The 20,668-nt window shown below is 44.1% G+C and carries 23 protein-coding genes; all 23 read left to right on the top strand.

The features are described from left to right. Positions 1 to 6: 6 nt before the first annotated feature. On the top strand, positions 7 to 213 hold the full coding sequence (spoIIIAC, locus tag V6D41_RS01715; protein ID WP_003153142.1) for a stage III sporulation protein AC: 207 nt from the start codon (positions 7 to 9) through the stop codon (positions 211 to 213). Positions 214 to 219: 6 nt separating this feature from the next. Next, on the top strand, positions 220 to 621 hold the full coding sequence (spoIIIAD, locus tag V6D41_RS01710; RefSeq protein ID WP_003230228.1) for a stage III sporulation protein AD: 402 nt from the start codon (positions 220 to 222) through the stop codon (positions 619 to 621). Between the two features lie 18 nt (positions 622 to 639). Then, on the top strand, positions 640 to 1,839 hold the full coding sequence (gene spoIIIAE, locus V6D41_RS01705; protein ID WP_333517099.1) for a stage III sporulation protein AE: 1,200 nt from the start codon (positions 640 to 642) through the stop codon (positions 1,837 to 1,839). 13 nt (positions 1,840 to 1,852) lie between these two features. Then, the gene (gene spoIIIAF, locus V6D41_RS01700) at positions 1,853 to 2,473 is read left to right on the top strand and encodes a stage III sporulation protein AF (RefSeq protein WP_148962026.1); all 621 of its coding nucleotides are present in this window, start codon (positions 1,853 to 1,855) and stop codon (positions 2,471 to 2,473) included. Further along, complete coding sequence (gene spoIIIAG / locus V6D41_RS01695) at positions 2,466 to 3,155, top strand: stage III sporulation protein AG (protein ID WP_087990678.1); 690 nt, start codon at positions 2,466 to 2,468, stop codon at positions 3,153 to 3,155. The genes spoIIIAF and spoIIIAG overlap by 8 nt, the downstream gene beginning before the upstream one ends. Next, the gene (gene spoIIIAH, locus V6D41_RS01690; RefSeq protein WP_202327216.1) at positions 3,156 to 3,818 is read left to right on the top strand and encodes a stage III sporulation ratchet engulfment protein SpoIIIAH; all 663 of its coding nucleotides are present in this window, start codon (positions 3,156 to 3,158) and stop codon (positions 3,816 to 3,818) included. A 156-nt stretch (positions 3,819 to 3,974) separates the two neighbouring features. After that, positions 3,975 to 4,457, top strand: coding sequence for an acetyl-CoA carboxylase biotin carboxyl carrier protein (gene accB, locus V6D41_RS01685; RefSeq protein WP_087990676.1), 483 nt, complete (start codon positions 3,975 to 3,977; stop codon positions 4,455 to 4,457). An 11-nt stretch (positions 4,458 to 4,468) separates the two neighbouring features. After that, positions 4,469 to 5,821, top strand: coding sequence for an acetyl-CoA carboxylase biotin carboxylase subunit (gene accC / locus V6D41_RS01680; RefSeq protein WP_333517098.1), 1,353 nt, complete (start codon positions 4,469 to 4,471; stop codon positions 5,819 to 5,821). Between the two features lie 20 nt (positions 5,822 to 5,841). Beyond that, a complete protein-coding gene (gene yqhY / locus V6D41_RS01675; RefSeq protein ID WP_010328286.1) occupies positions 5,842 to 6,249 on the top strand; it encodes a fatty acid biosynthesis protein YqhY in 408 nt (135 codons plus the stop codon). 264 nt (positions 6,250 to 6,513) lie between these two features. Next, the gene (gene nusB / locus V6D41_RS01670) at positions 6,514 to 6,909 is read left to right on the top strand and encodes a transcription antitermination factor NusB (RefSeq protein WP_087990674.1); all 396 of its coding nucleotides are present in this window, start codon (positions 6,514 to 6,516) and stop codon (positions 6,907 to 6,909) included. A gap of 11 nt (positions 6,910 to 6,920) precedes the next feature. Further along, positions 6,921 to 7,772 (top strand): bifunctional methylenetetrahydrofolate dehydrogenase/methenyltetrahydrofolate cyclohydrolase FolD, encoded by an 852-nt coding sequence (gene folD / locus V6D41_RS01665; protein ID WP_333517097.1) that lies wholly within the window; start codon positions 6,921 to 6,923, stop codon positions 7,770 to 7,772. A gap of 137 nt (positions 7,773 to 7,909) precedes the next feature. Continuing rightward, positions 7,910 to 9,256 carry an exodeoxyribonuclease VII large subunit gene (gene xseA, locus V6D41_RS01660; protein ID WP_333517096.1) on the top strand — a complete coding sequence of 449 codons (1,347 nt, stop codon included), beginning with the start codon at positions 7,910 to 7,912 and terminating at the stop codon, positions 9,254 to 9,256. After that, on the top strand, positions 9,253 to 9,507 hold the full coding sequence (locus tag V6D41_RS01655) for an exodeoxyribonuclease VII small subunit (RefSeq protein WP_003226409.1): 255 nt from the start codon (positions 9,253 to 9,255) through the stop codon (positions 9,505 to 9,507). The genes xseA and V6D41_RS01655 overlap by 4 nt, the downstream gene beginning before the upstream one ends. After that, positions 9,497 to 10,387, top strand: a complete 891-nt coding sequence (locus tag V6D41_RS01650) for a polyprenyl synthetase family protein (protein WP_333517095.1) — start codon at positions 9,497 to 9,499, stop codon at positions 10,385 to 10,387. Before V6D41_RS01655 ends, V6D41_RS01650 begins: the two co-directional genes overlap by 11 nt. A gap of 180 nt (positions 10,388 to 10,567) precedes the next feature. Next, positions 10,568 to 12,469 carry a 1-deoxy-D-xylulose-5-phosphate synthase gene (gene dxs / locus V6D41_RS01645; RefSeq protein WP_333517094.1) on the top strand — a complete coding sequence of 634 codons (1,902 nt, stop codon included), beginning with the start codon at positions 10,568 to 10,570 and terminating at the stop codon, positions 12,467 to 12,469. Then, the gene (locus V6D41_RS01640) at positions 12,466 to 13,311 is read left to right on the top strand and encodes a TlyA family RNA methyltransferase (protein ID WP_333517093.1); all 846 of its coding nucleotides are present in this window, start codon (positions 12,466 to 12,468) and stop codon (positions 13,309 to 13,311) included. The genes dxs and V6D41_RS01640 overlap by 4 nt, the downstream gene beginning before the upstream one ends. Before the next feature lie 96 nt (positions 13,312 to 13,407). Continuing rightward, complete coding sequence (argR, locus tag V6D41_RS01635) at positions 13,408 to 13,857, top strand: arginine repressor ArgR (RefSeq protein WP_014114358.1); 450 nt, start codon at positions 13,408 to 13,410, stop codon at positions 13,855 to 13,857. Positions 13,858 to 13,894: 37 nt separating this feature from the next. Beyond that, on the top strand, positions 13,895 to 15,625 hold the full coding sequence (gene recN / locus V6D41_RS01630; protein WP_333517092.1) for a DNA repair protein RecN: 1,731 nt from the start codon (positions 13,895 to 13,897) through the stop codon (positions 15,623 to 15,625). Between the two features lie 174 nt (positions 15,626 to 15,799). Beyond that, the gene (spoIVB, locus tag V6D41_RS01625; protein WP_333517091.1) at positions 15,800 to 17,080 is read left to right on the top strand and encodes a SpoIVB peptidase; all 1,281 of its coding nucleotides are present in this window, start codon (positions 15,800 to 15,802) and stop codon (positions 17,078 to 17,080) included. A 275-nt stretch (positions 17,081 to 17,355) separates the two neighbouring features. Beyond that, a complete protein-coding gene (gene spo0A / locus V6D41_RS01620) occupies positions 17,356 to 18,159 on the top strand; it encodes a sporulation transcription factor Spo0A (RefSeq protein WP_148962014.1) in 804 nt (267 codons plus the stop codon). Positions 18,160 to 18,521: 362 nt separating this feature from the next. Next, entirely contained in the window at positions 18,522 to 19,511 is a 990-nt protein-coding gene (locus tag V6D41_RS01615; protein WP_333517090.1) for a hypothetical protein, read from the top strand. Between the two features lie 6 nt (positions 19,512 to 19,517). Next, positions 19,518 to 19,937, top strand: coding sequence for a helix-turn-helix domain-containing protein (locus V6D41_RS01610; RefSeq protein ID WP_229043267.1), 420 nt, complete (start codon positions 19,518 to 19,520; stop codon positions 19,935 to 19,937). 388 nt (positions 19,938 to 20,325) lie between these two features. Then, positions 20,326 to 20,649 carry a hypothetical protein gene (locus V6D41_RS01605; protein WP_333517089.1) on the top strand — a complete coding sequence of 108 codons (324 nt, stop codon included), beginning with the start codon at positions 20,326 to 20,328 and terminating at the stop codon, positions 20,647 to 20,649. Positions 20,650 to 20,668: the final 19 nt, after the last annotated feature.

Below are 20,668 nucleotides of genomic sequence, written 5' to 3'. Positions count from 1 at the left end.
AATAAAATGGGAGTAGACGTGAACGTGATATTTCAAATCGCCGGAGTGGGAATCGTGGTGGCTTTTTTACACACGATTTTGGATCAGATGGGCAAAAAAGAATACGCCCAGTGGGTGACGCTGTTAGGTTTTATCTATATTTTATTTATGGTCGCCACAATTGTAGACGACCTATTTAAAAAGATAAAAGCTGTGTTTTTATTCCAAGGATAGGGGGGCTTGCAGATTGACATTGTTCAAATTGTAGGTTTAGGGCTGATCGCCACCTTCCTTTCTTTAATTGTTAAAGAACAAAAGCCGACTTTTGCGTTTTTAATCGTCGTGTTTGCAGGCTGTGCCATTTTTCTTTATTTGGTAGACCAAATCTACGACATTATTCGAATGATAGAAAAAATAGCAATTAACGCAAACGTCAACATGGTCTATGTTGAAACCATTTTAAAGATTATCGGAATCGCCTATATCGCTGAATTCGGGGCGCAGCTTACAAAAGATGCCGGTCAAGGGGCCATCGCCTCGAAAATAGAATTGGCGGGGAAAATTTTAATTCTTGTTATGGCTGTGCCTATTTTAACAGTCATTATTGAAACGATTCTCGGACTTATACCTTCTATGTCATAACCGAAGGGAGGCGGTAGATTGAAGCGTTTCCACTGGGCTTTAGTTCTGGCCGTGCTGATCATAGCAGGCCGTGCAGAATTGGTACAAGCAGCCGGTGATGCCGAACAAGCGGATGAACATGCTGAAACGGCTGAGCAATTAGCGGAAAGGACAGCGGCCTCGCTTGAAACAGACAAGATCGGTGAATTTTGGAATGACATTATGACAGAATATGGCGGACTGCTGCCGGAAAGCCAAAAAGGCAGCTTAATTGATTTTATCAATGGCGATAAATCATTTTCACCGCAAGAATGGCTGAAAGCTCTCTTTTCTTATTTGTTTCATGAAGTGCTAGCCAACGGCAAGCTGCTGGGCACATTAATTTTACTCACCATTTTTTGCGTCATCCTGCAGCTTCTGCAAAATGCGTTTCAGAAAAGCACCGTCAGCAAGGTCGCCTATTCAATTGTGTATATGGTGTTGATTATTCTTGCGCTGAACAGTTTTCATGTGGCAATCAATTATGCGACGGAGGCCATTCAGACGATGACCAGCTTTATATTGGCGCTCATTCCGCTCCTCTTGGCGCTTTTGGCTTCCTCAGGCGGAGCTGTATCTGCAGCCTTCTTTCATCCTGTTATCCTCTTTCTGATGAATACGAGCGGTCTATTAATTCAGAATATCGTCATGCCGCTGATTTTCTTATCAGCGATTCTAAGCATTGTCAGCACTATGACTGAACAATACAAAGTAACGCAGCTGGCCAACCTGCTCAGGAATATCGCCATCGGAGCACTGGCCGTGTTTCTCACCATCTTTCTCGGCGTTATTTCTGTTCAGGGAGCCTCAGCTGCAGTGACAGACGGCATTACGCTCAGAACGGCTAAATTTATAACCGGAAACTTTATTCCCGTTCTTGGCCGAATGTTTACAGACGCGACAGATACAGTGATCAGCGCTTCCTTATTGCTGAAAAATACCGTAGGGATTCTCGGTGTTGCTATTTTGATCTGTATCGCGGCCTTTCCGGCAATCAAAGTGCTTTCCCTCGCTTTTATTTATAAGCTGGCAGCCGCGATTCTTCAGCCGCTTGGAGGCGGACCCGTCATTACTTGCCTCGATGTCATCAGCAAAAGCGTCATTTATATTTTTGCAGCTCTCGCCATTGTGTCCCTCATGTTTTTTTTAAGCCTTACCGTCATCATCACAGCCGGAAACCTCACGATGATGATGAAATAAAGGAGGCTGGCGGATGAGTTTTCTAACTGAATGGCTTACCACCATCGTATTGTTTATCCTATTTGCAATTGTGATTGATATGCTGCTGCCGAGCTCCAGCATGCAAAAGTACGCAAAAATGGTGGTCAGCCTGCTCTTGATTGTCGTCATGCTTACACCGATTTTCAAGCTTTTCAACACAGATCCTGAAGTCATCTTTGAATACCTCACAAAAAACAGGCAGTCAGAGTCTGCCGACATAAAAAATCAAATCAATTCAAAAAAAATAGAAATACAAGCTTCCCAGCGTGCATATATTTTAGAAGAAATGGCTGTCCAACTAAAAAAGAAAGCGGAGGAGAGATTCAGTCATGATGAATACAAAGTAGACCACATCAAACTTACGGCAGGAGAAAAGGTAGATTCAGAAGAGGATATTAAAACAATCAGCGTGTATATGGCCCCGTCTTCTGAAAACACGGTCCAAACGGTCGCGCCGGTTCGCATTGACACAGATCATGCGTACGCAACGAAAGAAGCAGCCGAACAAAAAGAAGCAAAACAGATCCAGTCACAGCTTGCGGACATTTGGGAGATCGAAAGTGAGAAAATTACGGTTCAAATGGAAGGCGGGGAGAGTGTCGGCAATGAATAAAAACGGATTATGGAATGTATTGAAAAAGCAGTTTCTTCCGGGGCAAACGAAGCACGGCGAAAAGCCGAAGCTGACCAAATATCATTACTTTCTGTTCGTTTTTGTTCTCGGAGTTTCCTTCATGCTCGTCAGCCATCTGTTTTCATCGCCGGAGAAAACGGAAAACGCCAAACCGATTACGGCGGTATCATCACAGGATACTGCAGCCGGCAAAGGGAAAACAGCCGAAGTGTTTAAAGCCTCAAAATCTGATGAACCTAAAAACTCGATCGATGATTATGAAAAAGAATACGAAAACCAGCTGAAAGAAATTCTTGAAACGATCATAGGTGTAGACGATGTCTCGGTTGTCGTGAATGTTGATGCAACGTCGCTGAAAGTATATGAAAAAAACAAATCAAACAAAAATACAACCACTGAAGAAACAGACAAAGAGGGCGGGACAAGAAGCGTCACAGACCAGACATCGGAAGAAGAAATTGTGATGATCAAAAACGGCGATAAAGAAACACCCGTCGTCGTCCAAACGAAAAAACCTGATATACGCGGTGTACTCGTTGTTGCTCAAGGAGTGGACAACGTTCAAATAAAACAAACGATTATTGAAGCGGTGACACGGGTCCTGGATGTTCCAAGCCACCGGGTTGCGGTTGCCCCTAAAAAAATAAAGGAGGATTCATAAATGCTCAAAAAACAAACCGTTTGGCTATTAACAATGCTCAGTCTTGTCGTGGTGTTAAGCGTCTACTATATCATGTCTCCGGAAAGCAAAAATGCCGTGCAAATGAAAAGTGAAAAAAATGCGTCTGACTCAGGAGAGGTCGCAACTGAAAAAGCGCCTGCCAAGCAAGACACGAAGGAAAAAAGCGGTCCGGAAACTGAAACAGAAACGGAAAAAGAAGATGGAACAAAGGGCACGAAAGATTCATCAGCAGACAAGGAAACATCCGCTGAAGCCAGTGAAAAAGGAACTGTTGTAACAGAAACAGCCGATGATGATTTGTTTACAACATACCGTCTAGATTTAGAAGATACCAGAAGCAAAGAAAGAGAAGAGCTGAATGCCATAGTGTCAAGCGATGATGCGACAGCAAAGGAAAAGAGCGAAGCATATGATAAAATGACGGCTCTCAGTGAAGTGGAAGGAACAGAAAAACAGCTGGAAACCCTTATTAAAACACAAGGCTACAAAGACGCGCTCGTCAATGCTGAAGGAGACAAAATCAACATTACAGTCAAATCAGACAAACATTCTAAATCTAAGGCGACAGCCATCATAGACCTTGTGGCAAAAGAAATTAAAACAATGAAAGACGTCGCTGTCACATTTGAGCCATCCAAGTAAATAAGAGGAAAAATACGCCCGCTTAAGCAGCGGGCTTTTTGTGTGCCAATCATATTAGAGTTGAATTCAAAAGTCCGCTCCTGTAAGATAAACATAGTATGTACTTTTAGTAGTAACCTATAAAAAAAGACATTTTATACATAGGAGTGCGATTGAATGTTAAATATTAAAGAAATCCACGAGCTGATTAAAGCAATTGACGAGTCTGCAATTGATGAATTCGTATATGAAAATGAAGGTGTATCCTTAAAACTGAAAAAACATGAAGCAGGCACTGTTCAAGTGATGCAGCAAGCGCCGGCAGCACCAGTACAGGCACAGGCTCCACAGGCAGTTCAGCCGCAAGCGCAGCAAGCAGCGTCGGCACCTGCCCAAGAAGCACCGAAGCAAGATGAGAATCTGCATAAAATCACTTCACCTATGGTAGGAACGTTTTATGCGTCTTCATCACCTGAAGCTGGCCCATATGTAACAGCCGGTTCAAAAGTAAATGAAAACACAGTTGTCTGCATTGTAGAAGCGATGAAGCTTTTCAACGAAATTGAAGCGGAAGTAAAAGGTGAAATCGTTGAAGTGTTAGTAGAAAACGGCCAGCTGGTCGAATACGGACAACCTCTATTTCTTGTGAAAGCAGAGTAAGGAGACTTAACATGATTAAAAAGCTATTGATCGCCAACAGAGGAGAAATTGCTGTCAGAATCATAAGAGCCTGCAAAGAGCTCGGAGTTGAGACTGTCGCTGTTTATTCAGAAGCTGATAAAGATGCCCTTCATGTTCAAATGGCTGATGAAGCTTTTTGTATCGGACCGAAAGCATCAAAAGACAGCTATTTAAATGTTACAAATATTGTGAGTGTTGCGAAGCTGACAGGAACGGATGCTATTCATCCGGGATATGGATTTTTAGCTGAAAATGCAGATTTCGCGGAATTATGTGAAGAAGTTAACGTCACATTTGTCGGCCCGAGCGCTGACGCCATTTCAAAAATGGGAACAAAAGACGTTGCGAGGGAAACGATGAAACAGGCCGGCGTGCCGATCGTGCCGGGTTCGCAAGGAATTATAGAAAATGTGGAAGAAGCGGTTTCACTTGCTAATGAAATTGGGTATCCTGTAATTATAAAAGCCACCGCAGGCGGAGGCGGAAAAGGAATCAGGGTTGCCCGCACCGAAGAGGAACTGATCAAAGGCATTAAGATTACACAGCAGGAAGCTGCAACAGCATTCGGAAATCCAGGTGTTTACATCGAAAAATACATAGAAGATTTTCGTCACGTTGAGATCCAAGTGCTTGCCGATAACCACGGAAATACCATCCATTTAGGTGAACGCGACTGCTCGATTCAAAGACGCCTGCAAAAGCTTTTGGAAGAAACACCATCTCCGGCGCTTGATTCAGAAATCAGGGAGCAGATGGGAGATGCAGCGGTTAAGGCTGCAAAAGCAGTTGGCTATTCAGGCGCCGGAACAGTTGAATTTATTTATGATTACAACGAACAGCGCTACTACTTTATGGAAATGAACACGAGAATCCAGGTGGAGCACCCAGTCACGGAAATGGTGACGGGAACAGACCTGATTAAGGAACAAATCAAAGTGGCATCAGGAATGGAACTGAGCCTTAACCAAGAAGATGTCGAATTCCAAGGCTGGGCGATCGAATGCCGAATCAACGCAGAAAATCCAAGTAAAAATTTCATGCCGTCTCCTGGTGAAATTAAAATGTACCTGCCTCCGGGCGGTCTTGGTGTCCGTGTAGATTCAGCTGCTTACCCGGGCTATTCCATCCCTCCGTACTATGACAGCATGATTGCAAAAGTGATCACATACGGAAAAACGAGAGATGAAGCGATTGCCCGCATGAAGCGCGCATTAAGCGAATTCGTCATTGAAGGCATTGAGACAACAATCCCATTCCACTTAAAACTGCTTGAACATGAAACATTTGTTGGCGGAGAGTTTAATACGAAATTTTTAGAAACATATGATGTAATGGGCTCATAATTTTTACGGAGGTGAATTGAATGAAAGACAACAGCTTGCTTAAAATGAATCAAGAAGATACGCATTTAGGTAAGGTTGAGATTGCACCGGAAGTCATCGAGGTCATTGCCGGCATAGCAGCTTCAGAAGTTGACGGTGTTGCCGAAATGCGCGGAAACTTTGCGACAGGTGTCGTCGAACGCTTCGGTAAAGTAAATCATGGCAAAGGTGTCAAAGTCGACCTGGCGGATGACGGCATTACGATCGATGTATACTGCGTCGTTACATTTGGCGTTTCGATTCCGAAAGTTGCAGCGTCCGTTCAGGAAAACATTCGTCAAACCTTATTAAATATGACGTCTCTTTCGATTAACGAGATCAATATTCATATCGTCGGCATTCAATTTGACACAAAAGCCCAGGAAGTCCAAATCGACGAAGAAATGTAAATGGCTTAACAAGAAACCAAGGGGAGGGCGGCCCTTTGGTTTTTTTACACGTTACCCTTTATTTCAAAGCATGAAGAAAGCCGGCTCAAGGCAGCCGAGTTTCTTCATGATCGTGAAATCCGAATGATCATATCAAGGTGTGTGAAAATATTCGGTAATAGGGTGAAAAAACCTTGATTTCAATATGCGGATACGAAAAAAATATGTTATGATCTCTTTATGGCTTAACGACAAGCGGATAAAGAGGATCAAAGGAGAAAGAAAATGAAAAGAAGAACAGCAAGAGAAAAAGCTTTGCAGGCACTATTTCAAATTGATGTCAGCGATATTGCAGTGAATGAAGCCATAGAACACGCATTGGATGAAGAAAAAACAGATCCTTTCTTTGAACAGCTTGTACACGGGGTATTGGAACACCAAGTCCAGCTTGATGAAATGATTTCCAATCATCTGGTGAATTGGAAGCTCGATCGGATTGCCAATGTTGACCGCGCGATTTTGCGTCTGGGAGCATACGAAATGGCGTATGCCGAAGACATTCCGGTGAATGTCTCTATGAACGAAGCGATTGAGCTGGCAAAACGGTTTGGTGATGACAAAGCGACAAAGTTTGTAAACGGGGTTCTTTCTAACATTAAATCTGATATTGAACAATCATAGGAGGAAAGAAAATGACTGCAACAATCATCGACGGAAAAGAAACGGCTAGAGAAAAACGCGAACAATTGGCAAAAGAGGTAGAAGAGCTTAAAAAGCAAGGCGTCACTCCCGGGCTCGCGGTTATTTTGATTGGAGATGATCCTGCTTCTCACTCTTACGTGCGAGGAAAGAAAAAAGCGGCTGAAACTATGGGAATAAATTTCAAGCTTGATCAATTCGACAGCAGTCTAACAGAAACGGAACTGCTTTCCATTATCGATCAATACAATCAAGCCCCTGAGTTTCACGGCATCCTCGTTCAGCTCCCGCTTCCAGACCATATTTCTGAAAAAGCGGTGATCGAACGTATCTCTCCTGATAAAGATGTAGACGGTTTTCATCCGTTAAACGTAGGGAAAATGCTGCTTGGCGAAGATACGTTTCTTCCTTGCACGCCTCACGGAATTGTTGAGCTTTTGAAGAAAACCAATATCGACCTTTCCGGTAAAGAGGTTGTTGTAGTCGGCCGAAGCAATATTGTCGGCAAACCTGTCGGCCAGCTTTTATTAAATGAGAACGCGACGGTTACTTACTGTCATTCAAGAACAGAAAATATGACCGAACATACGAAAAAAGCGGACATCCTGGTGGTGGCAGTCGGCAGAGCTAATTTCATCAATGCAGACCAGATCAAAGAGGGCGCTGTTGTGATTGACGTCGGCGTTAACCGTCTGGAAAGTGGAAAGCTTTGCGGAGACGTTGAATTTGAAGGAGCAAAGGAAAAAGCGTCCTTCATCACGCCAGTCCCTGGCGGAGTTGGTCCGATGACTATCACAATGCTTGCGCATAATACTGTTAAATCTGCGAAACGTACGTTATCATAGATAATTGGAGATGTTCACAGGCGGGAGATTTTGCCCGCCGTGAATATGAGCACGATACCCGCTTCTTCAGGCTCCTACAGCCAGGGCGGGTTTTCTTTAGTTATGGTGCAGGAATGCTTATGAGAGGAGTTTGAGACATGGGTGAAACAGCGTATGTTACCGTCTCAGCGCTGACAAAGTATATAAAACGAAAATTCGATGTAGATCCTCACCTTGAAAATATTTGGATTAAAGGCGAATTATCGAATGTAAAAATACATACAAGAGGCCACATTTATTTCACATTGAAAGACGAAAACGCCAGAATGCAGTCGGTGATGTTCGCAAGACAGAGCGAGCGTCTGCCTTTTAAACCTGAAAACGGCATGAAGGTGCTGGTCAGAGGCGGAATTTCCGTATATGAACCGAGCGGAAACTACCAATTATATGCTAAAGAAATGCAGCCTGACGGGGTCGGAGCGCTTTATTTAGCATACGAAGAGTTAAAAAAGAAGCTTGCCGGAGAAGGTTTATTTGACGACCGCTATAAAAAACAAATCCCCGCATTTCCAGCCACAATCGGGGTTGTGACATCTCCAACGGGTGCCGCTGTCAGAGACGTCATTACAACTCTAAAAAGAAGATATCCCCTTGTAAAAGTCATTGTTCTTCCAGCGCTCGTACAAGGCGAAAATGCGAGCAGATCCATCGTTACGCGCATTGAAGAGGCAAATGAAAAAGAGGTTTGCGACGTATTAATTGTTGGGAGAGGCGGCGGTTCGATAGAAGAACTGTGGGCATTTAATGAAGAAATTGTAGCACGCGCGATCTTTGCTTCTAACATTCCGGTTATATCGGCAGTCGGGCATGAAACGGACTTTACGATCAGTGATTTTGTCGCTGATATCAGAGCCGCGACGCCGACAGGAGCAGCTGAGATTGCCGTACCGCATACAACTGATTTAATCGAACGGACAAAAACAGCGGAAGTTAGAATGACAAGAGCAATGCAACAGCATCTCGGCCAGAAAAAAGAACGGATTCAAACGCTGCAATCCTCGTATGCCTTTCGTTTTCCAAAGCGGTTGTATGCGCAAAAAGAGCAGCAGTTTGACCTTGCCTATCAGCAGTTTCAATCACAGTTAACCGCTCTTTTAGATCGAAAAAGCAGACAGCTGGAACGTGAAACGTACAGATTAGAAGCGCTGCACCCTCATGAACAGCTGAAGCAAGCGAGAACACGATATGAGGAACAGACAAATCAGCTGAGAAAAAATATGGCTATCCAAATGAAACAGCTGCATTCCCAATTTCAGACGGTTCTTGGCAAGCTGAATGCGTTGAGTCCTCTTCAAGTGATGGAAAGAGGATACAGCTTGGCTTATAAAGAAGACGAACTCATAAAAAGTGTCAGTCAGATAGCAGAGAAGGACCAGCTTGAAGTCAAGCTGAAGGATGGCGTGCTGACCTGTGAAGTATTAGAAAAGAGAGGGGAAGAAAAATGACAGACGTGAAAAAAAATGAAAACATGACATTTGAAGAAGCGATGAAAGGGCTTGAGAGCATTGTGTCAAAGCTTGAAGAGGGCGATGTGCCTTTAGAGCAAGCGATTAACTATTTCCAAGAAGGCATGGCTCTTTCAAAAATGTGCCACGAAAAGCTGCAAAAAGTCGAAAAACAAATGGACTTCATTTTAAAAGAAGACGGCGAACTGGCACCTTTTAGTGTTCAGGAGGAAGACGAAGGTGACAAATAAATTAACGGCTTTTCTGGCGGAGCGGAAAAAAACGATTGAAAATCAGCTTTCTGTCTATACAGAAAAGCTCGATATGCCGGACTCATTAAAAAAGTCTATGCTGTATTCCCTTGAGGCTGGCGGAAAGCGGCTGCGTCCTCTCATTGTACTGGCCGTTTTAAACGCATATGGGAAAAGTGAAAAGGACGGCATTCCGGTGGGTTGTGCTGTCGAAATGATTCACACGTATTCGTTAATTCACGATGACCTTCCTTGTATGGATGATGACGATTTACGCCGCGGGAAGCCGACAAACCATAAAGTGTTCGGTGAAGCGACAGCAGTATTAGCGGGTGACGGGCTGCTCACGGAAAGCTTTAAGCTGATCACCTCCCACATGTCGGACGGGGTGTCAGCAGAAAAGCGCCTTCGGCTTGTGAATGAACTGATTTCAGCGGCAGGTACTGAAGGCATGGTCGGTGGACAAGTAGCTGATATGGAAGCGGAGAACCGCCAGGTCACGCTTGAAGAACTTGAATCCATTCATGAACGGAAAACCGCTAAGCTTCTCGGTTTTTGCGTAACCGCCGGTGCTATTTTGGCGGATGCGCCTGAAGAAGACATTGAAACACTGCGTACCTTCAGCAGCCATATTGGAATTGGTTTTCAAATCAGAGACGATATTTTAGATTTAGAAGGCAGTGAAGAGAAAATCGGCAAACGTGTCGGCTCGGATACAACTAACGACAAATCGACTTACCCGTCCCTTCTGTCACTGGAAGGGGCCAAACATAAATTGGATGTTCACATAAAAGAGGCGAAGCGTTTGATCGGCGGACTCTCTCTTCAAAAAGAGCTTTTATATGAGCTTTGTGATTTAATTGCGGCTAGAGATCACTAAACCGATCCTAATTTGAAGCGGCTGCACGAGATATGGTAAAATGTAAGCAGTTTATATGAAAAATGAAAGAGAAAAGCCCGTTTGTCTTTTTTTATGTCTGAGAACTGGCCATTGTCCAGCTCGGCATGTGGAAGACATGTATCATTGCAGAAATTCATGCTGAAAGTGAGTTGATCCGCTTTGGATCTTTTATCAATACAGGACCCGTCGTTTTTAAAAAACATGTCCATTGATGAATTAGAGAAATTAAGTGATGAAATCCGTCGATTTTTAATTACAACTTTATCCGCTTCCGGCGGCCATATCGGCCCAAACTTAGGTGTCGTAGAGCTTACTGTTGCGCTGCATAAGGAATTTAACAGCCCGAAAGACAAATTTCTGTGGGACGTAGGCCACCAGTCGTATGTCCACAAGCTGCTGACAGGACGCGGAAAAGAATTTGCGACGCTTCGCCAGTACAAAGGGCTTTGCGGATTCCCAAAGCGTAGTGAAAGCGAGCATGATGTTTGGGAAACAGGGCATAGCTCAACCTCTCTGTCAGGTGCGATGGGAATGGCAGCCGCGCGTGATATAAAAGGAACCGATGAATTTATTATTCCGATCATCGGTGACGGTGCACTGACAGGCGGAATGGCGCTCGAAGCGCTGAACCACATCGGTGACGAGAAAAAAGACATGATTGTCATCCTAAATGATAATGAAATGAGTATTGCGCCGAATGTCGGAGCCATTCATTCTATGCTCGGACGGCTGCGCACTGCCGGAAAATACCAGTGGGTGAAAGATGAGCTCGAATACTTGTTTAAAAAGATCCCGGCAGTTGGGGGCAAACTTGCCGCCACGGCGGAACGCGTGAAAGACAGCCTGAAATACATGCTTGTCTCGGGCATGTTTTTTGAAGAGCTTGGTTTTACGTATTTAGGCCCGGTGGACGGACATTCTTATCATGAGTTGATTGAGAATCTTCAATACGCCAAAAAAACGAAAGGCCCTGTTCTCCTGCATGTCATCACGAAAAAAGGGAAGGGGTACAAACCGGCTGAGACCGATACGATCGGAACATGGCACGGTACCGGACCATATAAAATTAATACAGGTGACTTTGTAAAACCGAAAGCCGCAGCACCTTCATGGAGCGGTCTTGTCAGCGGGACTGTGCAGCGAATGGCGCGAGAGGACGGACGCATTGTAGCCATTACGCCGGCTATGCCTGTCGGCTCAAAGCTTGAAGGCTTCGCAAACGAATTCCCTGATCGCATGTTTGACGTAGGAATCGCCGAACAGCATGCGGCAACGATGGCTGCAGCTATGGCAATGCAGGGGATGAAGCCGTTTTTGGCGATTTATTCAACCTTCCTGCAAAGGGCATATGACCAAGTGGTTCATGACATCTGCCGCCAAAACGCCAATGTGTTTATTGGCATTGACCGTGCAGGGCTTGTGGGTGCTGACGGAGAGACACATCAAGGCGTGTTTGATATTGCGTTTATGCGCCACATTCCAAACATGGTCTTAATGATGCCGAAAGATGAAAATGAAGGACAGCATATGGTTCATACAGCACTCAGCTATGACGAAGGCCCGATTGCGATGCGTTTTCCGCGCGGAAACGGACTCGGCGTAAAAATGGATGAACAGCTGAAAACAATTCCGATCGGCACGTGGGAAGTGCTGCGCCCGGGGAACGACGCAGTCATCTTAACATTTGGAACAACAATCGAAATGGCGCTTGAAGCAGCTGAAGAGCTGCAAAAAGAAGGCCTGTCCGTGCGCGTTGTCAATGCGCGTTTTATTAAGCCGATCGATGAAAAGATGATGAAGGATATCTTAAAAGAAGGCTTGCCGATTTTAACGATTGAAGAAGCGGTCTTAGAAGGCGGTTTCGGAAGCTCGATTTTAGAATTCGCTCATGATCAAGGTGAATTCCTTACACCGATTGACAGAATGGGTATCCCGGATCGGTTTATTGAACACGGAAGCGTAACGGCGCTTCTTGAAGAAATTGGACTAACAAAACAGCAGGCGGCAAACCGCATTAGATTACTGATGCCGCCGAAGACACACAAAGGAATTGGATCATGACGTCAAAGAAAGAACGATTAGATGTATTACTAGTAGAAAGAGGGCTGGCGGAAACGCGGGAAAAAGCCAAGAGAGCCATTATGGCGGGGATCGTCTATTCAAACGAAAACCGCTTGGACAAGGCTGGGGAAAAAATTGACCGCGATCTGCCGTTAACAGTCAAAGGAAACCCGCTGAAATATGTGAGCAGAGGCGGTCTAAAGCTTGAAAAAGCGCTGAAGGAGTTTCCCATCTCTGTTAAGGATAAAATCATGATTGATATTGGCTCCTCCACCGGCGGTTTTACGGACTGCGCTCTGCAAAACGGTGCTAAACAGTCATACGCGGTAGATGTAGGCTACAATCAGCTTGCGTGGAAGCTTAGACAGGATGAACGGGTCGTCGTGATGGAACGGACAAACTTCCGTTACGCAACACCGGCAGACTTTACAAAGGGCATGCCGGAGTTTGCTACGATTGACGTGTCCTTTATTTCACTGCGGCTTATCCTGCCTGTCCTCAAAACATTGCTTGTGCCTGGCAGTGACTGCATGGCTCTTGTTAAGCCGCAGTTTGAAGCGGGACGGGAATCCGTCGGCAAAAAAGGGATTGTCAGGGATCCTAAAGTGCATGCTGATGTTCTCAAGCGTATGGTCAGTTTCTCTGCTGCTGAAGGCTATATCTGCAAAGGCCTGTCATTTTCTCCAATCACGGGAGGAGACGGAAATATTGAATTTCTCCTTCATTTGCATTGGCCGGGAGAGGGACAGGAAGGACAGGAGCTGTCAGAACAAGAGATCAATCGCATTGTAGAAGAGGCACATAAGACGTTAAAAGAAAAAAAAGCAGATGTACCGGAATAATAGGGCGCTATTATTCCTTTTTTCTGCATTTATGTACATTTTGCAGAGAAACATATAACATAAAAGAACAGATAAGCTGGAAATAGAGGTGCTTACATGAACAAAGGCCAGAGGCATATTAAAATCAGAGAGATCATTACAAGCAATGAAATCGAAACGCAGGACGAATTGGTTGACATGCTGAAGCAGGATGGATACAAAGTGACGCAAGCCACGGTTTCACGCGATATTAAAGAGCTTCACCTAGTGAAAGTGCCTACGAATAACGGCTCTTACAAATACAGTCTTCCGGCAGACCAGCGTTTCAATCCGCTGTCCAAACTGAAGCGGGCACTGATGGACGCATTTGTGAAAATAGACTCAGCAAGCCATATGATTGTGCTGAAAACGATGCCCGGCAACGCCCAGGCAATCGGGGCGCTGATGGACAATTTGGACTGGGATGAAATAATGGGAACCATTTGCGGAGATGACACGATTTTAATAATTTGCCGGACTCCTGAAGATACAGACGGCGTAAAAAACAGGCTGCTTGAGCTGCTGTAATAGAAAATCTAACAAAGATAAAGAGGTGTAATGCTGTTTGTTAGCTGAACTATCCATTAAAAACTTTGCCATCATTGAGGAACTGACGGTTTCTTTTGAACGCGGACTCACGGTTTTAACAGGAGAAACCGGAGCCGGCAAGTCCATCATCATAGATGCCATTTCTCTTTTAGTCGGAGGCCGCGGCTCATCCGAATTTGTCAGATATGGGGAGACAAAAGCCGAGCTTGAAGGGCTGTTTCTATTGGAGAGCGGCCATCCCGTTTTTGACGTATGCGCTGAGCAGGGAATTGACGTTTCTGACGAAATGATCATCATGAGAAGGGATATCAGCACGAGCGGAAAAAGCGTTTGCCGAGTTAATGGCAAGCTTGTCACGATTGCCTCGCTAAGAGAGATCGGCAGGCTTTTATTAGATATTCATGGGCAGCACGATAACCAGCTGTTAATGGAGGACGAAAATCATCTCCAGCTTTTGGACAAGTTTGCCGGAGCCGAAGCGGAAAGCGCGCTTCAAACGTATCAGGAAGGGTACCAGCGGTATATGAAGTTGCTTAAAAAGCTAAAGCAACTTTCTGAAAGCGAACAGGAAATGGCCCACCGTCTTGATCTCATTCAATTTCAGCTCGAAGAAATCGAATCGGCTAAGCTCGAGCTTAATGAAGATGAGCAGCTTCAGGAAGAGCGCCAGCAAATCTCAAACTTTGAGAAGATATATGAATCGCTGCAAAATGCATATAACGCGCTTCGCAGCGAGCAGGGCGGACTGGACTGGGTCGGAATGGCATCAGCGCAGCTTGAAGATATATCCGATATTAACGAACCGCTGAAAAAACTGTCTGAAAATGTTTCGAACTCCTACTATCTTCTGGAGGACGCTACATTTCAGATGAGAAATATGCTGGATGAACTTGAATATGATCCGGAACGCCTGAACTATATTGAGACGCGCCTTAATGAAATCAAACAGCTGAAACGAAAATACGGTGCAACTGTTGAGGATATCTTGGAATACGCTTCTAAAATTGAAGAAGAGATTGACCAAATTGAAAACAGGGACAGCCATCTTCAAAGCGTGAAGAAGGAGCTTGACTCAGTCGGCAAAGATGTCGCAGTGGAAGCGGAAAATGTTTCAAAAATCCGCAAAGCATGGGCGAAAAAGCTGGCTGATGAGATTCATCGGGAATTAAAAAGCCTCTACATGGAAAAATCAACTTTTGATACGGAATTTAAGATCAGAACAGCACTCCGAAATGAGGAGGCGCCGATTGTAAACGGCCAGCCTGTTCAGATGACTGAACAAGGGATTGATTTGGTGAAGTTTTTAATTTCAACCAATACAGGCGAACCGCTGAAATCCCTTTCGAAAGTCGCTTCCGGAGGAGAGCTGTCACGGGTGATGCTTGCTATTAAAAGCATTTTTTCCTCTCAACAGGATGTGACGTCGATTATATTCGATGAGGTTGATACCGGTGTAAGCGGCAGAGTCGCACAGGCAATCGCTGAGAAGATCCATAAAGTGTCAATAGGATCACAAGTGCTGTGTATTACACACTTGCCTCAGGTGGCTGCCATGGCAGATACGCATCTTTATATTGCGAAGGAGTTAAAAGACGGCAGAACGACAACACATGTCAAGCCGCTGTCTAAGCAGGAAAAGGTAGCGGAAATCGGGCGTATGATTGCAGGAGTCGAAGTAACAGACTTAACGAAACGCCATGCAAAAGAACTTTTAAGACAAGCGGATCAAGTCAAAACAACGGGGTGAGCTGCGCGAAAAGCGCAGCTTATTTTTTTCGCGCACATCCATTCGTTCATCAGTATATCCAATGTTTTTCTTTATATGACAGTTATAAATAAGGCGTCAGAAGGCAAAATTAAATGATGTAGCAGCAAGTCATAAAGAAGGTGTGGGATAGGAGCGAGGAGAGTGAAGTAGTAAATGCCCGATAACATCAGAAAAGCAGTAGGTTTAATTCTCCTTGTTTCGTTATTAAGTGTAGGTTTATGCAAACCGCTAAAAGAGTATTTACTGATTCCAACGCAAATGAGAGTATTTGAAACCCAAACACAAGCGATTGAAACGGGTTTATCGGTAAACGCTCATACACAAAAATCTTCAGAAGCGTTTACAGTAAAGAAAGACCCGCATGAAGTCAAGGTGACAGGCGAAAAATCAGGTGAATCAGAGTTAGTATACGATCTTGCAGGATTTCCAATCAAAAAAACAAAAGTGCAAGTTCTTCCTGATTTAAAAGTCATACCTGGCGGACAATCGATTGGTGTTAAACTTCATTCCGTCGGTGTTCTTGTCGTCGGATTTCATCAAATCAACACTAGTGAAGGCAAAAAATCCCCGGGAGAAACGGCCGGTATTGAATCGGGCGACATCATTATTGAGATGAATGGAAAGAAAATTGAAAAAATGAATGATGTGGCCCCATTTATTCAGAATGCCGGTAAAACCGGCGAATCTTTAGATTTGCTTATTAAACGTGATAAACAGAAAATCAAAACAAAGCTCATTCCGGAAAAAGATGAAGCAGAAGGTAAGTTCAGAATTGGGTTATATATCAGGGATTCTGCCGCTGGGATCGGCACTATGACCTTTTATGAACCGAAGTCAAAAAAATATGGAGCACTTGGCCACGTGATTTCCGACATGGACACAAAGAAACCGATTGTAGTGGAGAATGGAGAAATCGTTAAATCAACTGTAACATCAATTGAAAAAGGGACAGGCGGAAATCCGGGAGAAAAACTGGCGCGATTTTCCTCAGAACGCAAAACGATCGGGGATATTAACAGAAATAGCCCGTTTGGGATTTTCGGCACACTGCATCAGCCGATTCAAAACAAGATTTCAGATCAAGGACTGCCGGTTGCGTTTTCTACTGAAGTCAAAAAAGGTCCGGCTGAAATTTTAACGGTCATTAATGATGACAAGGTAGAAAAATTTGATATTGAAATCGTCAGCACAACCCCGCAAAAATTCCCGGCAACAAAAGGAATGGTCTTGAAAATAACCGATCCGAGGCTATTAAAAGAAACAGGCGGCATCGTTCAGGGAATGAGCGGAAGCCCGATCATCCAAAATGGCAAAGTGATCGGCGCTGTCACCCATGTGTTTGTAAATGACCCGACAAGCGGCTACGGCGTTCATATTGAATGGATGCTGTCAGAAGCGGGAATTGATATTTACGGAAAAGAAAAAGCAAGCTGACTGCCGGGATTTCCGGCAGTTTTTTTGCTTTGATCCCTCTTCACTTCTCAGAATACATACGGTAAAATGTACAAAAGAAGATTTTTCGACAAATTCACGTTTCCTTGTTTGTCAAATTTCATATTTAGTCGAAAAACGGAGAAAAACATAGAAAAACAAAGATATGCCACTAATATTGGTTATTATGATTTTTTTAGAGGGTATATAGCGGTTTTGTCGAATGTAAACATGTAGCAAGGGTGAATCCTGTTAACTACATTTGGGGAGGAAGAAACGTGGAGAAAATTAAAGTTTGTGTTGCTGACGATAATCGAGAGCTGGTAAGCCTGTTGAGTGAATATATTGAAGGACAGGAAGACATGGAAGTCATCGGTGTTGCTTACAATGGACAGGAATGCCTGTCGTTGTTTAAAGAAAAAGATCCCGATGTGCTCGTATTAGATATTATTATGCCGCATTTGGACGGACTTGCGGTTTTAGAGCGGCTGAGGGAATCAGAACTGAAGAAACAGCCGAATGTCATTATGCTGACAGCCTTTGGACAGGAAGATGTCACGAAAAAGGCCGTCGATTTAGGCGCTTCATACTTTATTCTCAAACCGTTTGATATGGAAAACCTTGTCGGACATATCCGCCAGGTCAGCGGGAATGCAAGCAGCGTGACGCATCGCGCGCCATCATCGCAAAGCAGCATTATACGCAGCAGCCAGCCTGAACCAAAGAAGAAAAATCTCGACGCGAGCATTACAAGCATTATCCATGAAATCGGCGTCCCAGCGCATATTAAAGGGTATCTCTATCTGCGCGAAGCCATCTCAATGGTATACAATGACATCGAATTGCTCGGCAGCATTACAAAAGTTCTCTATCCGGACATCGCCAAAAAATTCAACACAACCGCTAGCCGTGTAGAAAGAGCAATCCGCCACGCGATTGAAGTCGCATGGAGCAGAGGAAACATTGATTCCATTTCCTCGCTGTTCGGTTATACAGTCAGCATGACAAAAGCTAAGCCTACCAACAGCGAATTCATTGCGATGGTTGCGGATAAGCTGAGATTAGAACATAAGGCTAGCTAAACGTTGAATTGACGGTGTTTATGGCGCTGAATTGCTCGATGAATTGCCGTTGATTCCGATAATTAATTCATTGCAGTTCCGATGAATTTTTCGTCATAATAGCGATGAATTAGGCTTGTTCTTACAAAATAAGTGTATTACGAAGTAGGCTATAGCGCAAACGTTTTTGCCGTCCATATATTGGGCGGCTATTTTTTTGTCCATTTTCCGAAGTACATACGCAGTTAATAGTGACGGAAGAAATTTTGCGAAAAGGTGTCCGTTTTTCAAAGTACATTTGCAGTTATTTATGAAAAGGTTGTGCCAATCCGGAAGTCGATACGCAGTTAATAATGAGAGCAGAAAAATAAGGGGTGTCCACATTGAAATTCGAAATAGAAAAAGCGCAAGAATATTTAGATATGGGGTATTCGAGGACGAGAGTTGCGGAAATTTTAGGAGTTCACCACATGAAAATAACTCGTTTAGTCGAGAGAGGACTGCTTGAAATTTATGAAGCTTTTGATGAAAACAACGTACCTAAAAGCGCTTTGCATAAACAATTTCAAGAGGAGGATTATCTTGACGATTTAATGAACAACGCTTTTAACGGTCCTGTTATTATTAACAGTGACAAAGACAATCGTTTCTATGATATAGGTAAGTATGTGAGAGATTTTTATGGATCTGTAAGGGATTTTATTATAAATAAGAAACAGTATCATCTACTTGATGAGATTTTTGTAAGATGTAACTGCGGTGATGTGGTCTCGATTTCAGAATGGTATGTAGATAAAACTAGATTATGGGGTCTATACTCAGGGTGTCCGCGATGCTCTAATATGAGGTCAGCTTCCTATCTTAAAAGAAACCCGCAGGTAATTTTTAATCTTAATATGAAAAGAAGATCAGTAATTGATTTTGATATAACTAAAGACGAATTTAAAAAAGTAAGAAGACAATTTGGTTGGAAGTGCGCAATAAGTTCATCGAATGAAGATGTTACGCTAGATCACTTCATCCCTGTCGCGTGGGGATTTTATAGCCATTACTATGAGAATCTTATACCTTTGTCTAGAAAATTAAACTCATCTAAAAAGGATTATCATCCAATTAAGTGGTTAGATATGAAGTCTGATCTGTTCGGGGAACCTAAAAAGGTTTTGCAATATTTATCAGAGCTTAGTGGATTAACGATGAAGGAGTTTGAAGCTTTTGTAGAATGGTGCTACCAGAACAAAAATAAGTATGAGGGTGACAGTAGATACCCGATCGAAATATGGCGGGAACAGGCGGGCAGACCGTTCCCACTGCCAGCGTATACAACTACGTATAATTCTAACGAAAGTATTAACGAAAAGCAAGCGAGGTGATAACGCATGACAAACGAACACCAACGGCTCGTATCCGTCGAATCTCAATCGGAATACAACATAACGTCTGGCAAGTCCGAAACGCGTATCTTCGTTAAGATGTACGTTGATGCCGTCAAGAAAGGTCTTATCGCGGACATCGGGGCGGAGCGCTGGCAGACACTTTGCGTACTGTCTTCGTTCATGAACGCTAACGGCGAATGTTATCCGACGCAGGACCAGATCGCAAGCGCACTGAACCTCAGCCGAGCTGCGGCAAATAGGCGGATTAAATCGTTGTGTGATTATCGCTGGCAAGAACGTCCGTTAGTCGTAAAGCAGAAGGCGCGGGACCCGAAGACTCAGCGATGGGATAATGCGCGGTATACGATCATGCCGATTAGCCAGCTCGCAATATTCGATGGAGATACGGAGGAATTAACGTAGCCATGTGACGCCTAGCCATACACGGCGGACCCATACACGGTTCGACTTTACACTAACTAGAACCATCTTTTAACTAGAGCCATTAATAACTAGATAAATAATAGCGCTCAATTAAAACCCTTTCGCGCAGATACTTATTAATTAATAGAATCTTATCGCGATAAAGAATATCCGCAAGAGTGAGCGAAAGCGAACGATTGCTAGGTCTTATTAATAAACGAAAGGATGTGCGATATGTTTACGAGATATGAACTCGCTACAATTTTCGAAGCCTTAATAGATATTACGCCTGAAACTCGCGCTTCGCTCGAAGAGGAATTGTCGGTATCTGTTCCGGATCTACGCGCTAAAGTTGGCCGACTAATTAACGAAAGGAGTAACGATACCCATGACGATTAATATTCCGGTATCACCCGATTACAAACTCACGTCCGACGACCGCAACATCATCGTAAAGGAGCGCTACTTCAGCGACCCGACGAAAGCACCGAATTGGGCGAAGCGCCTCGCCGAAAATCCAGACGCCGACCCAACGCCGCAGGAAAAGTGGCGCGAGGTAGCGTTTCACTCGACGGTCGAACGCGCGCTAATGGACGTATTGAACCGACGGCTGCGGACCTCGGATGCGCAATCGCTGGCGGAATTAGCACGATTAATACGGGAGTTTCGCGGCGAATTAGGGGCGTTACTGACGGTTGAGGGTATTCGGTAGGGTAGACGATAAAACGCGA

Origin of the sequence: Bacillus sp. 0102A, assembly GCF_036765155.1 — a bacterium.
GTDB classification, from domain to species: Bacteria; Bacillota; Bacilli; order Bacillales; family Bacillaceae; genus Bacillus; species Bacillus subtilis_G.
The sequence above is the reverse complement of the archived record's forward strand: the minus strand, read 5'-3'. Positions and strand labels throughout refer to the sequence as shown.

Coding starts and splice junctions, on each gene's coding strand:
- spoIIIAC (WP_003153142.1), top strand. CDS start 7: ATGGGAGTAGACGTGAACGTGATATTTCAAATCGCCGGAGTGGGAATC.
- spoIIIAF (WP_148962026.1), top strand. CDS start 1,853: ATGAGTTTTCTAACTGAATGGCTTACCACCATCGTATTGTTTATCCTA.
- spoIIIAG (WP_087990678.1), top strand. CDS start 2,466: ATGAATAAAAACGGATTATGGAATGTATTGAAAAAGCAGTTTCTTCCG.
- spoIIIAH (WP_202327216.1), top strand. CDS start 3,156: ATGCTCAAAAAACAAACCGTTTGGCTATTAACAATGCTCAGTCTTGTC.
- accB (WP_087990676.1), top strand. CDS start 3,975: ATGTTAAATATTAAAGAAATCCACGAGCTGATTAAAGCAATTGACGAG.
- accC (WP_333517098.1), top strand. CDS start 4,469: ATGATTAAAAAGCTATTGATCGCCAACAGAGGAGAAATTGCTGTCAGA.
- yqhY (WP_010328286.1), top strand. CDS start 5,842: ATGAAAGACAACAGCTTGCTTAAAATGAATCAAGAAGATACGCATTTA.
- nusB (WP_087990674.1), top strand. CDS start 6,514: ATGAAAAGAAGAACAGCAAGAGAAAAAGCTTTGCAGGCACTATTTCAA.
- folD (WP_333517097.1), top strand. CDS start 6,921: ATGACTGCAACAATCATCGACGGAAAAGAAACGGCTAGAGAAAAACGC.
- xseA (WP_333517096.1), top strand. CDS start 7,910: ATGGGTGAAACAGCGTATGTTACCGTCTCAGCGCTGACAAAGTATATA.
- V6D41_RS01655 (WP_003226409.1), top strand. CDS start 9,253: ATGACAGACGTGAAAAAAAATGAAAACATGACATTTGAAGAAGCGATG.
- V6D41_RS01640 (WP_333517093.1), top strand. CDS start 12,466: ATGACGTCAAAGAAAGAACGATTAGATGTATTACTAGTAGAAAGAGGG.
- argR (WP_014114358.1), top strand. CDS start 13,408: ATGAACAAAGGCCAGAGGCATATTAAAATCAGAGAGATCATTACAAGC.
- spoIVB (WP_333517091.1), top strand. CDS start 15,800: ATGCCCGATAACATCAGAAAAGCAGTAGGTTTAATTCTCCTTGTTTCG.
- V6D41_RS01610 (WP_229043267.1), top strand. CDS start 19,518: ATGACAAACGAACACCAACGGCTCGTATCCGTCGAATCTCAATCGGAA.
- V6D41_RS01605 (WP_333517089.1), top strand. CDS start 20,326: ATGACGATTAATATTCCGGTATCACCCGATTACAAACTCACGTCCGAC.